General features: G+C 70.3%; 10 protein-coding genes and 1 tRNA gene. 7 read left to right on the plus strand and 4 right to left on the minus strand.

The window, feature by feature from the left end; genetic code table 11:
• Nucleotides 1-2: 2 nt before the first annotated feature.
• Genes ACSVC7_RS04775 through ACSVC7_RS04785 form a run of 3 tightly spaced genes read right to left on the minus strand, consistent with a single transcriptional unit; the run spans nucleotide 3 to nucleotide 3,488 of the window.
• On the minus strand, nucleotides 3-536 hold the full coding sequence (locus ACSVC7_RS04775; RefSeq protein WP_448203279.1) for a DUF533 domain-containing protein: 534 nt from the start codon (nucleotides 534-536) through the stop codon (nucleotides 3-5).
• A complete protein-coding gene (locus ACSVC7_RS04780; protein WP_448203280.1) occupies nucleotides 536-910 on the minus strand; it encodes a response regulator in 375 nt (124 codons plus the stop codon). The genes ACSVC7_RS04775 and ACSVC7_RS04780 overlap by 1 nt, the downstream gene beginning before the upstream one ends.
• A gap of 16 nt (nucleotides 911-926) precedes the next feature.
• Entirely contained in the window at nucleotides 927-3,488 is a 2,562-nt protein-coding gene (locus tag ACSVC7_RS04785) for a PAS domain-containing protein (RefSeq protein ID WP_448203281.1), read from the minus strand.
• A gap of 164 nt (nucleotides 3,489-3,652) precedes the next feature.
• On the opposite strand from ACSVC7_RS04785, the gene ACSVC7_RS04790 reads away from it, so the two are divergent.
• From ACSVC7_RS04790 to modC, 4 genes are read left to right on the plus strand one after another with little or no spacing between them, the layout of a single operon-like run.
• Nucleotides 3,653-4,444 (plus strand): TOBE domain-containing protein, encoded by a 792-nt coding sequence (locus tag ACSVC7_RS04790; RefSeq protein WP_448203282.1) that lies wholly within the window; start codon nucleotides 3,653-3,655, stop codon nucleotides 4,442-4,444.
• A 22-nt stretch (nucleotides 4,445-4,466) separates the two neighbouring features.
• Complete coding sequence (gene modA, locus ACSVC7_RS04795; RefSeq protein ID WP_448203283.1) at nucleotides 4,467-5,213, plus strand: molybdate ABC transporter substrate-binding protein; 747 nt, start codon at nucleotides 4,467-4,469, stop codon at nucleotides 5,211-5,213.
• 22 nt (nucleotides 5,214-5,235) lie between these two features.
• Nucleotides 5,236-5,904 (plus strand): molybdate ABC transporter permease subunit, encoded by a 669-nt coding sequence (gene modB, locus ACSVC7_RS04800; protein WP_448203284.1) that lies wholly within the window; start codon nucleotides 5,236-5,238, stop codon nucleotides 5,902-5,904.
• Nucleotides 5,901-7,007, plus strand: coding sequence for a molybdenum ABC transporter ATP-binding protein (gene modC / locus ACSVC7_RS04805; RefSeq protein WP_448203285.1), 1,107 nt, complete (start codon nucleotides 5,901-5,903; stop codon nucleotides 7,005-7,007). Before modB ends, modC begins: the two co-directional genes overlap by 4 nt.
• Before the next feature lie 289 nt (nucleotides 7,008-7,296).
• Here modC and ACSVC7_RS04810 read toward each other — a convergent pair.
• Nucleotides 7,297-7,373: transfer RNA gene (locus ACSVC7_RS04810), tRNA-Arg, on the minus strand.
• A gap of 224 nt (nucleotides 7,374-7,597) precedes the next feature.
• Here ACSVC7_RS04810 and ACSVC7_RS04815 point away from each other — a divergent pair.
• From ACSVC7_RS04815 to ACSVC7_RS04825, 3 genes are all read left to right on the plus strand, one after another.
• Entirely contained in the window at nucleotides 7,598-8,083 is a 486-nt protein-coding gene (locus tag ACSVC7_RS04815) for a hypothetical protein (protein ID WP_448203286.1), read from the plus strand.
• Nucleotides 8,084-8,116: 33 nt separating this feature from the next.
• Nucleotides 8,117-8,773, plus strand: a complete 657-nt coding sequence (locus ACSVC7_RS04820) for a phosphatase PAP2 family protein (RefSeq protein ID WP_448203287.1) — start codon at nucleotides 8,117-8,119, stop codon at nucleotides 8,771-8,773.
• A gap of 258 nt (nucleotides 8,774-9,031) precedes the next feature.
• Entirely contained in the window at nucleotides 9,032-12,346 is a 3,315-nt protein-coding gene (locus ACSVC7_RS04825) for a DEAD/DEAH box helicase (protein WP_448203288.1), read from the plus strand.
• The last annotated feature ends 65 nt before the right edge of the window (nucleotides 12,347-12,411 follow it).

Below are 12,411 nucleotides of genomic sequence, written 5' to 3' on the forward strand. Positions count from 1 at the left end.
CCCTAAACCCGCATCCCCAATCTCCGGTTCAGCCGCACCACCAGATCCCCCGGCAGCCCCAACCTCTGGGCCAGATACCGCAGATAGGCCCGGTTGACCGGCTCGTTCTTGTCCAGCACCGCCAGGGAGACCGCGTAGAATCGCGCCGCCATCCGGGGAGTGCCGACCTGCCGCACCAGCTCCTCCAGGCATTGCGGCTCCTCCACGAGGCGTTCCAACTCGCGCCGGTCCTCCTCGTCGAGCGCGCTGGTGCGGAGCACGCTGCGGATCCGCCCGCGCTCCAGCTGGTCGAGGCCGCCGTCCGCGTGGGCCGCCGCGGCCATGGCGCGGATCAGCAGGCGGGCCTCCTCCGCGCTGGCCGTGCGCAGGTCCGACGGGGCCGGATCCATGAGCTGGTGGCGGTTGCGCAGATGGGCGTTCAGGATGTGCCGCGCCAGCACCTCGTGCAGCGCAGGCAGGTGGCCGAGCCGGGTTCCCAGCCCATTGTTTCCCAGCCCATTGGCGTCCGGTTCATCGCTTGGGGCGGTCGTGGCCATCACGCGCTCCGGCGCTGCATGGCCGTGTCGATCTGGGTGAGGAGGCGGGAGAAGTCGATGGGCTTCGGGTGATAGTCGTCGCAGCCCGCCTGCAAGGTCTTCTCGCGGTCGCCGGACATGGCGTGGGCGGTCAGCGCGATGATGGGGATGGGTGCGGTCCCGGCGTCGGCCTTCAGTTCCCGCGCCGCTGTCCAGCCGTCGATAACCGGCAGGTTCATGTCGAGCAGGATGACGTCCGGCCGCTCCGCGCGGGCCATGTCCACGCCCTGGCGCCCGTCGAAGGCCAGAACGACCTCGAACCCCCGCCGCTTCAGCCGGCGGGACAGGAAGTCCCAGATCTCCTCATGATCCTCAACCAGCAGCAGTTTGGCCATCCCTTCCTCCCGTTTCTTATCCGCCGCCGGTTTTGTCCGAGGACGGCTGGGGCGGCGATCTCAGACGCGCGATCGCTTCGTTCAACGCTTCCCCTTTCAACCCGTCCGCACCCTCATCGGGTCCATTCTCTTCCGTTGGTATCTCCTCCAGCACCCGTTGCAGGCGCTGCCAGTCCACCGGCTTGGTGAAGTAGTCCGCCGCCCCCAACGACAGGGCGAGGCCCTTTTCGCGGCGGGCGGAGACGACGAAGACCGGGATGTCCGCCAGTTCCGGGTCGGCCTTCAGCGCCGACAGCACCGACCAGCCGTCGGTGTGCGGCATCATGACGTCCAGCAGCACGGCGCGCGGCCGGATCTTCCGCGCAAGCTCCAGCCCCGCCCGGCCGTCGGCGGCGACCGCCACCCCGAACCCTTCCCGGTGCAGGAAGCGGGCGAGCAGTTCGCGCATGGCCTGCTCGTCGTCGATGATCAGGATGAGGTCGCCGTCCTTCGGCAGCGGCCCGTCGGCGACCGACACGGGCGTTGCGGCGAGCCCGGCGACGGAGGCCTTGCGCAGGTCGGCCGGCAGGCGCAGCGTGAAGCTGGTGCCCTTGCCCGGCGCCGTCTCGATGGCGATGTCGCCGCCCAGCATCTCCGCGAAGGCCTTGGTGATCGCCAGCCCAAGGCCGGTGCCGCCGAAACGCCGGGTGGTGGAGCTGTCGGCCTGCATGAAGCGTTCGAACAGCCGTTCCACCTGCTCCGTGGTCATGCCGATCCCGGTGTCGCTGACGCGGAAGGCCACGTCGCCATCCTCCCCAAAACGCTCGACGGCCAGGGTGACGGTGCCGTTCTCGGTGAATTTGGCGGCGTTGCTCAGCAGGTTGAACAGGCACTGCCGCACCTTCACCACGTCGGTGTGGATGCGGCCAAGCCCGCCGGGTATCTGCGCCTCCAGCCGGTTTCCCTTCTTCTCCACCAGCGCCTGGACGGTCGCGGCGACCTCGCGGGCGAGGGCAGCCACGTCGGCGTCCTCACCGTGGACCTCCATCTTGCCGGCCTCGATCTTGGAGATGTCGAGCACGCCGTTGATGAGGTTCAGCAGGTGGCGGGCGTTGGCCTCGATCTTCTCCAGGTCGGGCAGCATGCTGTCCATGCCGAGGTCGGACAGCTCCTCCTCCAGCATCTCCGTGTAGCCGATGACGGCGCTGAGCGGCGTGCGCAGCTCGTGGCTCATGTTGGCGATGAACAGGCTCTTCGCGCGGTTGGCTTCTTCAGCCGTGTCGCGGGCGGCCTCCAGCTCCTCCTCCGCGCGCTTGCGCTCGGTGGTATCCCAGGTGACGCCGATCAGCGTCAGGCTGCGGTCGGCCCGGCTTCGGGTCACGACGCCGCGCGCGACCGCCCAGCGCACCTCGCCGGAGGGCAGCAGGATGCGGAACTCCGCGTCGTACTCGCCGCGCTTCCGCTTGGCCGTTTCGATGATCTCCTCGATCCGGTCGCGGTCCTCCGGGTGCACGCGGTCCACGACGTGCGCGCCCTGGATCGGTTCGTGCGGGTCGAAGCGGAAGATCTCCCGCAGCCGCGCGTCGGCCTCGATCCGGTCGCTCTCCAGGTCCCAGGACCATGTGCCGATCCGCGCGCTGCTGAGGGCGAGCTGGAGGCGGCGTTCCGCCTCGCTGATCCGCGCCTCGGCCTCCCGCTGTTCGGTCACGTCGGTGTTGGTGCCCAGCCAGCGCAGCACGCGCCCGTAGCGGTCGCGGACCGGCATGGCGCGGGACAGGAACCAGCGGTAGCGCCCGTCCCGGCCGCGCAAGGGGAAAGTGTCCTCCCACGGTTCCCCGGTGCGGACGGAACGGCTGAACTCCTCCGTCGCGCGGTCCACATGGTCGGGGTGGTGCAGGCCGCGCCAGTTCCAGCCCTCCGTCTCGCCGGGCTTGGCGCCGGTGTAGTCGTACCAGCGCTTGTTGTACCAGTAGATCGCCCCGGTCGAGTCGGCCATCCAGGCGAGCTGCGGGATGGAATCGGCCAGCGTGCGGAACTGCTCCTCGCTCTCGCGCAGGGCCTCCTCGGCGCGCGCCCGGTCGATGGCGCTGCCCAGCAGGTTGGCGAAGCCTTGCAGGAAGGCGGCGTCGGCGGGGTTGAACGCGCCGTCCTCGCGGCTGTCCACCTCCAGCACGCCGAAGGGCCGGCCCTCGCCCCGGATGATGACGTTGATGGCGCGCCGGACGCCGTGCTCAGCCAGCAGGCTCGGAAGGCGGAAGCGGGATTCGCCGCCGAGGTCGTTGGAGATGACCGGTTGCCCCGTCTTCAGCGCGTAGCCGGCGGGGGAGGCGAGGTCGGCTCCGACGAAGGCCTGCCCGACGACGCCCGGCTTCCACCCAACCCCCGCCCGGACGAGCAGCCGGTCCTCGCCGTCCGGCCCCGGCATCCATTCCAGCGCCTTGCACAGCTCCGTCCGCAGCCCTTCGGCGCACAGGCGCGTCGCTTCCTGCAACAGGTCGCCGATGCTGGTGCTCTTCAGGGCGGTCATGCCGAACCGGGCGAGCAGCTCGTGCTGGTGCTCCCGGCGGGAGAGGGCGTCGGCGAGGCGGACAGTCGGCATAGGGGCGGGTGCTCCGGGGCGGATGCGGACGCAAGTCCAACAGCCGGGGCGCGGCGATGATCCACGGCGGACGCTTTTGTGTGCGATGCAAAAAATTCGCTGTTTCCCTCCGTGGGGCGATCGTTATATGGTCTGTGTATATATCGGTTCGGAAGAGGTCGGGCATGACCGTTCGCCCCCAGGTTTCGTTCGCCGGGTCCAGTGCATCCCCCATCGGGGCGGAGCGCATCCGCCTTCTGGAGGCGGTGGCGCGGGAGGGCAGCATCTCCGCCGCCGCGCGGGCGGTGGGCATCACCTACAAGGCGGCGTGGGACGGCATCGACGCCATGAACAACCTGTTCGGCCGCCCGCTGGTGGAAGGGCAGGCCGGCGGCAGGCGCGGCGGCGGCACCCGGCTGACGCCCGAGGGCGTGAAGCTGGTGGAGACCTTCCACCGCCTGGAGGGGGAGCTGGCGCGCGCCTTCCAGGCGCTGGAGCCGGACCTCGCCGGCACCGGCATTTCCGCGGCAAGTCTGATGTGGGGGTTCTTCATGCGCACCAGTGCACGCAACGCGCTCCGCGGGACGGTGACCGCCATCGCCGACGGCGCGGTGAACGCCGAGGTCACGCTGTCCCTGGCGGGGGACACGACCCTGACCGCCATCATCACCCGCGACAGCGTGCGCGAGCTGGGCCTGTTCCCGGGGCGTGAGGCGACGGCGTTGATCAAGGCGCCCTTCGTGATCCTGGCCCCGGCGGACGAGGCGCGCCGCACCTCCGTGCGCAACCGCATCGAGGGCACCGTCGCCCGGCGCGAGGATGGGGCCGTCAACACCGAGATCACTCTGGACATCGGCGGGGCCAAGACCCTGACCGCCATCATCACCCTGCGCAGCGCGGAGGATCTTGGGCTGGCCGTCGGCAACCCGGCCTGCGCGCTGATCGACGCCTCGCACATCGTGCTCGCGGTCGATTGACCGACAAGAAGGAGTCCAAGGAATGAAGCGTCTGCTGATCGCCACCCTCGCTCTGCTGTCGGCCGCCTCCGCCGCGCGGGCCGATGAGACCAACATCGCCGTCGCCGCCAACTTCACCGGCGCCGCGAAGGAGATCGCCAAGGCCTTCGAGGAGAAGACCGGCCACAAGGCCGTGCTGAGCTTTGGTGCGACCGGGCAGTTCTACGCCCAGATCAAGCAGGACGCTCCCTTCGCCGTCCTGCTGGCCGCCGACGACGAGACCCCGAAGAAGGCGGAGCAGGAGGGGCTGGCCGTGCCCGGCACCCGCTTCACCTACGCCATCGGTAAGCTGGTGCTGTGGAGCAAGACTCCCGCCGCCGTGACCGGCGAGGAGACGCTGACGAAGGCCGCCTTCGAGAAGATCGCCATCGCCAACCCGGCGCTGGCCCCCTACGGCGCCGCCGCCGTGCAGGTGATGAAGAAGCTGGGCGTCCACGACGCGCTCCAGCCCAAGATCGTGCAGGGCAACACCATCGCCCAGGCCTTCCAGTTCGCCGAAACGGGCAACGCGGAGGTCGGCTTCGTCGCCCTGTCGCAGGTGATCGACAAGGCCGAGGGCTCGCGCTGGGTCGTTCCGGAGACGCTGCACGACCCGATCCGCCAGGACGCCGTGCTGCTGGCCAAGGGCGCCAAGGACGAGGCGGCCAAGGCCTTCCTCGCCTTCCTGAAGGGGCCGGAGGCCGGTGCGGTGATCGCCAAATACGGCTATGGTACCGCTGCGTCGAACTGATCGCCTACTGGGACTGTAGCCGATGAACTGGCAGCCCATTCTGCTGACCTTGCAGCTCGCCACGCTGACGACGGCGATCCTGCTGGTCATCGGCACGCCGCTCGCCTGGTGGCTGGCGCGGTCCCGCGCCTGGTGGAAGGAGGCGGTCGCCACGGTGGTGGCGCTGCCCCTGGTCCTGCCGCCGACGGTGCTGGGCTTCTACCTGCTGACGCTGATGGGGCCGGACGGGCCGGGCGGCTGGGTGGCCTCCCTGTGGGGCGCCCGGTCGCTGGCCTTCACCTTCGAAGGGCTGGTGATCGGCTCGGTCCTCTATTCCATGCCCTTCGTGGTGCAGCCGATCCGCAACGCCTTCGAGGCGTTCGGCGACCGCCCGCTGGAGGCGGCGGCGACGCTCCGTGCATCGCCGCTCGACACCTTCGTCACCGTGGCCGTGCCGCTGGCCCGGCGCGGCTTCCTGACCGGGGCGGTGCTGGGCTTCGCCCACACCATGGGCGAGTTCGGCGTGGTGCTGATGATCGGCGGCAACATCCCGGGCAAGACCAAGGTGCTGTCGGTCGCCATCTACGATTACGTCGAGACGTTGCAATGGGCGGAAGCGCATCGGCTGGCCGGCGGGATGCTGGTGTTCTCCTTCACCGTGATCCTCGCCATGATGACGCTGGAGAAGCGCATCGGGCGCGCCCGGCGATGATTCCGTCCGAAACCCTCGGCGCTGGGCTGGAGGCCCGCTTCCACGGCGCGCTGGGCGCCTTCACCCTGGACGTCGCCTTCGCCGCGCCGGCGCGCGGGGTGACGGCGCTGTTCGGCCCGTCCGGCTGCGGCAAGACCTCCGTTCTGCGCTGCGTGGCAGGGCTTCAGCGGCTTGGCGGGCACGTCGTCCTGAACGGCGAGGTCTGGCAGGACGGCCGGAGCTTCCGCCCGACGCACAAGCGCCCCATCGGCTACGTCTTCCAGGAGGCGAGCCTGTTCCCCCACCTGTCGGTGCGCTCTAACCTGCTGTACGGCCACCGCCGCACGGTCGGGCGGGGCGTGCCGGAGACGATCCGGCTGGAGGAGGTGGTGGACCTGCTGGGGCTCGGCCGGCTGCTCGACCGCTCGCCGGAGAATTTGTCGGGCGGCGAGCGCCAGCGCGTGGGCGTGGGACGGGCGCTGCTGTCGCAGCCGAGCCTGCTGCTGATGGACGAGCCGCTGGCCGCGCTCGACCGCTTCAGCAAGGAGGAGATCCTGCCCTATCTGGAGCGGCTGCACGGCGTGCTGCCCATCCCCGTGCTCTACGTCAGCCACGACATCGCGGAGGTGGAGCGGCTGGCCGACCATCTGGTCCTGCTGCGCGAGGGGCGGGTGGTGGCCTCCGGCCCGCTCCAGGACCTGCAAGCCGACCCATCGCTGCCCATCGCCCGCATGCCGGAAGCCGGCGTGACCCTGACGGCGACCGTCGAACAGCATGAACCCGAGTACGGGCTGACGGCGCTGGCTCTGCCCGGCGGCCGGCTGATGGTCCCCGGCAATCTTGGGGAGGCCGGGGCGGAGCGCCGCGTCCGCATCGCCGCCACAGACGTCAGCCTCGCCCGCCAGCCGCCGAGCGGCAGCACCATCCTGAACGCCCTGCCGGCCCGCATCGTCGCCGCCGAGCGGCAGGATGAGGTGCAGGTCATGGCGGTCGTGGCGCTGGGGGAAGACGGGCAGGGCGCCCGCATGCTCGCCCGCGTGACGCGCAAGTCCTGGGACATGCTGGGCCTTGCCCCCGGCCAGCCGGTCTTCGCCCAGATCAAAGGCGCGGCGCTGGTCTCTTAAACACACCCCTCGCCCGCCTCCGGCGGGAGAGGGAGGGGCCCATGCGGAGCATGGGAGGGTGAGGGCAAGGTTCTGCCGAGAGTACAGGGAATGTGGTTCGAGGATTCTCGGGGTAACCTTGCCCTCACCCTCCCACGCCTTCGGCGCGGGCCCCTCCCTCTCCCATCGGAGATGGGCGAGGGGAAAACGCGCTTCGAGGGCAGAATCAAAAAACGCGCAAAAGCCCGGAGCATCGCTCCGCTGGCTGCGCGTCTTGCTGTGCGAATTTTCAAGGAGATTTGTGAGAGAGTGGCGCGCCCGAAGAGATTCGAACTCCTGACCCCCAGATTCGTAGTCTGGTGCTCTATCCAGCTGAGCTACGGGCGCTTCCCTCTGTCGCGGCGTTGGCGTTGCCGTCCGCGGTAGGCGCGCTTTTTAGATTGGCTCCGGCCGGAAGGCAACCAAAATTTTGCGACCGGCGCGATTTTTTTGGCCGCGCTCCCGCCGGGCCAGGACTTTTTGGAGACCGGCCGCTTCCGCCCTTCGGCGGACTTTCGATCGGCGGACAAGGCGCCTACCTTCGGGCCGGCACGGGAACGCGGAGGGATGGCGTGGCGACGAAGCTTCTGGGACTTGCCACAGCGGTGGCGGCGCTGGCCCTGGCGTCCGGTTCCGCTGGGGCGCTGGCCGGGCCCCTGACCGGAGATGTCCGGGTGACGGCGGCGGTCGGCAACGAGGTCGTCCAGTTGGTCGAGCCCGCGCCGAAGGTCACCCAGGTCGTCGTCAACGACCGCGTGGTGTTCGAGGAGCACGACGGCCCGGCCCTGTCCTTCGTGAACGCCTACGACGTCAAGGGGCGCTGGCTCGTCCTGCTTCAGCAGGGGGCTGAAGGCGGCTGCGCCGCGCGGTACCGCGTGCTCGACCTCTCCGGGGCGAAGCCCGGCGTGTCGCCTCCCTTCGGGACCTGCAGTGAGGCGGCGGAGGTCGCCACGGCCGACCGCGCCCTCACCGTTTCCATGCCCATCCCCGGCGGCGCCGGCGGGAAAGCCACGGCCGCCTGGAGTTATCTGGACGGCCGCCTCACCCGGCTGCGCTGACCTCCCGGCTCATCAACAGGACCGTAGAACCGTATGCTTGTGACCCTGAGCAAGGCCGTCACCCTGCTGGGCAGCGCGCCGTTCGTGCTGCCCGTGTCCGGCGTCCTGACCGCCGTGCTGTGGCGCCGGCATTCGACGCTGGCCGCGGCGCGCTGGTTGACCGCGCTGGCACTGCTGGTCATGGCGGTCCTGCTGCTGAAGGTCGGCGGGCGAGCCTGCGACGTTCACCTGTTCGATGAGCGGATGAACAGCCCCAGCGGGCACGCGGCCCTCAGCGCCGCCGTCTATGGAACGGCGGGCGTGCTGGCGTCGCGCCATCTCGACGGCTGGCGGCGCAACGGCTTCCTGCTCGCCGTCTTCGGGGTGGTGGCGGGCGTGGCCGTGTCCAGGGTGACGCTGCACCGCCATTCGGTGGCGGAGGTGCTGGCCGGCCTTGCGCTGGGCGGGCTGGCGGTGGCGGCCTTCGCGCAGAGCCTGTCCCGCTTCGCCGGCGCGCACCTGAACCTGAACCCGCTGGCGGTCGCGGTGGTGATCCTGTTCGGTTCGATCACGGTCACGCTGGGCGACCGCTCCTACGCCGAGCCGTTCCTGAGGCACGCCGTCGCGTTTCTGCATGAGGAATCCCTCTTGTGCGGACCGGCGGCGCCGCCTTCGCGCGACGATGTCTTGGCGATGCTGCCCGTTCATTGATGGGGTGTTCGGGCCGCGCCGTTCTTGCCCCGCCGTGACTTGGCAACCGGAATGTTTCTGTTAGACGGTCGGTTCGGGGTTGAGAGCGGGCTTGCGGCACGGCATGGTGAGCGACTATACCCACGCCCCCCGTTCACGCCTCGTTCTGATTCTTCGCCCGCCTTTCTGCCGCCGACCCGCCGCCTTCCGTTCCGCTGCCTTTTTCCGGACATGTCGCTCTTCGACTCACTCCCGCGCGCCACGGCACCGGGAAACGCCGTGGTCCCCTATTCCCAGGAGGATCTGACGCGCGTCTTCGATGCGAAGACGTTGCAGCGCGGGCGCACGCTCATCATGGCGAAGTCCGTCACGCTGTCGGAGACGGATGGCCGGATCGAGGCGACGGTGGCCGACCTCGGCCGTCACCTGACCGTCTCCGTCACGCCGGTGCGGGGCCGCAGCCGGGTGGTCTTCGACAAGAGCTGCACCTGCGGGCGCAACGCCTGCGCCCACATGGCGGCGGCGGCCCTGCTGGCGCTCGACGCGCGGCCGGAATGGCGGCAGATGTCGCTGTTCGATCTGCCGCCCAGCGACCCGAAGCCGGAACAGCCGCCCTCGGAACAGCCGCCTCCCGAACGGACGGTTGAGGAGCCTCCACCGGTCCGGGTGGTTGCGCCACCGCCACCGCCACCGCCACCGCCGCCTCCGCCGCCCGAGCCGGTGCTGAGCGTCCGCTGGACGCTGGAGCCGGGGAAGGAGGACGCGGCCATGTTCGTCTCCGCCGTGATCGCGGTGGAGGGAGAAGAGACCTCGACTCCCGCCAGCCCGCGCGACGTGCTGGCGCGCGCGCCGCGCAGCATGGACGGCGACGTGGATCGCGCGGTCGCCCGGCTGCTCGGCGGGGGCGGGGTGGTGCGCACGCCGGTTGCGAAAAGCCGGGGCGACGCCGTGGACCGCATCCTGCGCCGCCTGCTCGGCACCGGCCGGCTGCGCTGGCGCGGCGGCGCGCTGCTGGCCGAGGGGCCGTCGCGCACGATTCGCGCCTTCCGCGACCCGGCCACGCGCAAGCTGCGCCCGACCGGCCTGCCGGAAGGCGGGACGCTCATCAAGGGCCAGACCTACTGGTGCGTCGATCCCAAGGGCGGCACCGTCTCGCCGGTGGAATTGCAGGTGGTCGAGGTGCCCAAGCCCAAGGGGGCGGCGCCCGCACCCGCCGCAGCGTCCCTGAAGGCGGGTCTCGCGAAGAAGAGTCCGCCCGCGCCGGAGCGGCCGACCATCGCCATGCCGCCGGCATCTCTGCCGGCGGGCATCCGCATGGGGTCCGAAACGGCGGCGACCATCGTGGAGCGGGACCCGCGCATCGTCGCGCGGCTGGGCCGCGTCGTGTCGCCAGACGGCGGGCTGGTGGACGTGCTGCGCCTCGCCTTCGACTATGGGGAGGAGGGCTCGCCGTCGGAGATCGAACCCGACGACCAGCGCCAGTTCGCCCGCGTGGAGGAGCCCGGCGGCGCCGTCTTCGTCCGCCGCGACAAGGCGCTGGAGCAGGGCGCGCTGGAACGCCTCGCCGCCTTCGGCTTTGCCCAGGGGCGCATCGAGCCGCCGCGTGGGCAGCTCAACGCGCGGGGCACCCGCGTGCACTGGCTGACCGGCCGCGACGCCGACGAGCGCTGGGCCACCTTCCTGTCCACCGAGGTTCCGGCCCTGCGCGAGGCCGGCTGGGTCCTGGAGATCGGCGCCGACTTCGGCACCAAGGTGGTGGAGGCCAACGACGAGGTGGCCGTGGCCGTCCGTGACGCGGGCGACGGCTGGTTCGACCTGGACGTGGGCGTGGAGATCGACGGCCAGCGCCGCGCGCTGCTGCCCATCCTGGCCACGCTGATCGAGCGCGGCGGCATGGAAGCCACCCGCGTCATCGAGGGCCGCGCCCACCTCGTGCTGGACGACGGCAACGTGCTGGCCCTGCCGGCGGAGCGGGTGGAGCGGCTGCTGAGCGTGCTGGAGGCCATGCTCGGCAGCGGCCGGCGCGTGGACGACACCCTCAAGGTGCCGATGGCCGAGGCGGACTCGCTGCTGGACATCGACGACCTGATCGCCCGGCGCACCGAGGACACCGCCCAGATCGACCGCTACCTGCGCACCATTCAGGAGCAGGAACTGCCGGCGGAGATGGACCCGCCCGCCGCCTTCAAGGGCACGCTGCGCGACTACCAGCGCGTCGGTCTCGCCTGGATGCAGGGGCTGCGGTCGAACAAGGTCGCGGGCATCCTGGCCGACGACATGGGCCTGGGCAAGACCGCCCAGACGCTGGCCCACATCGCCACGGAGCATGCGGAGGGGCGGCTGACCGAGCCCTGCCTCGTCGTCGTGCCGACCAGCCTCGTGCCCAACTGGGTGGCGGAGGCGCAGCGCTTCACCCCGCACCTGCGCGTCGTCGTGCTGCACGGCCTCGACCGGCATGAGAGGCTGAGCGACGTGGACCGCGCCCACATCGTGGTGACCACCTACGGCGTGGTCGCCCGCGACGTGGAGATGATGAAGCGCCAGACCTGGCACATGCTGATCCTGGACGAGGCGCAGGCCATCAAGAACCCGGACAGCAAGGCCACGCGCGCCGTCTGCGCGCTGAACGCCCGCAACCGGCTCTGCCTGTCCGGCACGCCGGTGGAGAACAATCTGGGCGAGCTGTGGAGCCAGTTCGCCTTCCTGATGCCCGGCCTGCTGGGCGACCGGAAGGAGTTCGGCAAGCGCTACCGCCTGCCCATCGAGAAGCGCGGCGACGGCACCCGCGCCAAGATGCTGATGCGCCGCATCCGCCCCTTCCTGTTGCGCCGCACGAAGGAGGCGGTGGCGAAGGAACTGCCGCCCAAGACGGAGGTGGTGGTCCGCATCGACCTGGAACCGGCGCAGCGCGACCTGTACGAGACCATCCGCCTGTCGGTGAACGAGACGGTGCGCGCAGCACTCGCCGCCAGCGGCGTGTCGCGCAACGCCATCACCATCATCGACGCGCTGCTGAAGCTTCGGCAGGTCTGCTGCGACCCGCGCCTCGTCAAGATTCCCGCCGCCGGCAAGGTGAAGGAAAGCGCCAAGCTCGACGCGCTGACCGACATGGTGCAGGAGATGGTGCCGGAGGGGCGGCGCATCCTGATCTTCTCGCAGTTCACCTCGATGCTGGACCTCATCAAGGTCAAGCTGGAGGACGCGAAGATCCCCTATGTGGAGCTGACCGGCCGCACGCTCGACCGGGCGGAGCCGGTGAACCGCTTCCAGAACCGCGAGGTGCCGGTCTTCCTCATCAGCCTGAAGGCCGGCGGGCGCGGCCTGAACCTGACGGCGGCCGACACGGTCATCCACTATGACCCGTGGTGGAACCCGGCGGCCGAGGATCAGGCGACCGACCGCGCCTACCGCATCGGGCAGGACAAGCCGGTCTTCGTCTACAAGCTGATCGCCGCCAACACGGTGGAGGAACGCATCCTCGACCTGCAACGGCGCAAGGGCAACCTGTCCGACGCGACCATCGAGGGCACCGGTCTGGTCAGCGCGCTGGACGGCGGCGACATCGACTATCTGCTGGGTAAGGTCGAAGGGTAGCCGGAGTCCTCGGGGTTACCGCCGCTTCCGGGGCTGGCCCTGGGCGGAATATGGCCTAAATGCCT

The organism is Azospirillum mesophilum (assembly GCF_053470405.2).

Coding starts and splice junctions, on each gene's coding strand:
- ACSVC7_RS04775 (WP_448203279.1), bottom strand. CDS start 536: ATGGCCACGACCGCCCCAAGCGATGAACCGGACGCCAATGGGCTGGGA.
- ACSVC7_RS04780 (WP_448203280.1), bottom strand. CDS start 910: ATGGCCAAACTGCTGCTGGTTGAGGATCATGAGGAGATCTGGGACTTC.
- ACSVC7_RS04785 (WP_448203281.1), bottom strand. CDS start 3,488: ATGCCGACTGTCCGCCTCGCCGACGCCCTCTCCCGCCGGGAGCACCAG.
- ACSVC7_RS04790 (WP_448203282.1), top strand. CDS start 3,653: ATGACCGTTCGCCCCCAGGTTTCGTTCGCCGGGTCCAGTGCATCCCCC.
- modA (WP_448203283.1), top strand. CDS start 4,467: ATGAAGCGTCTGCTGATCGCCACCCTCGCTCTGCTGTCGGCCGCCTCC.
- modB (WP_448203284.1), top strand. CDS start 5,236: ATGAACTGGCAGCCCATTCTGCTGACCTTGCAGCTCGCCACGCTGACG.
- modC (WP_448203285.1), top strand. CDS start 5,901: ATGATTCCGTCCGAAACCCTCGGCGCTGGGCTGGAGGCCCGCTTCCAC.
- ACSVC7_RS04820 (WP_448203287.1), top strand. CDS start 8,117: ATGCTTGTGACCCTGAGCAAGGCCGTCACCCTGCTGGGCAGCGCGCCG.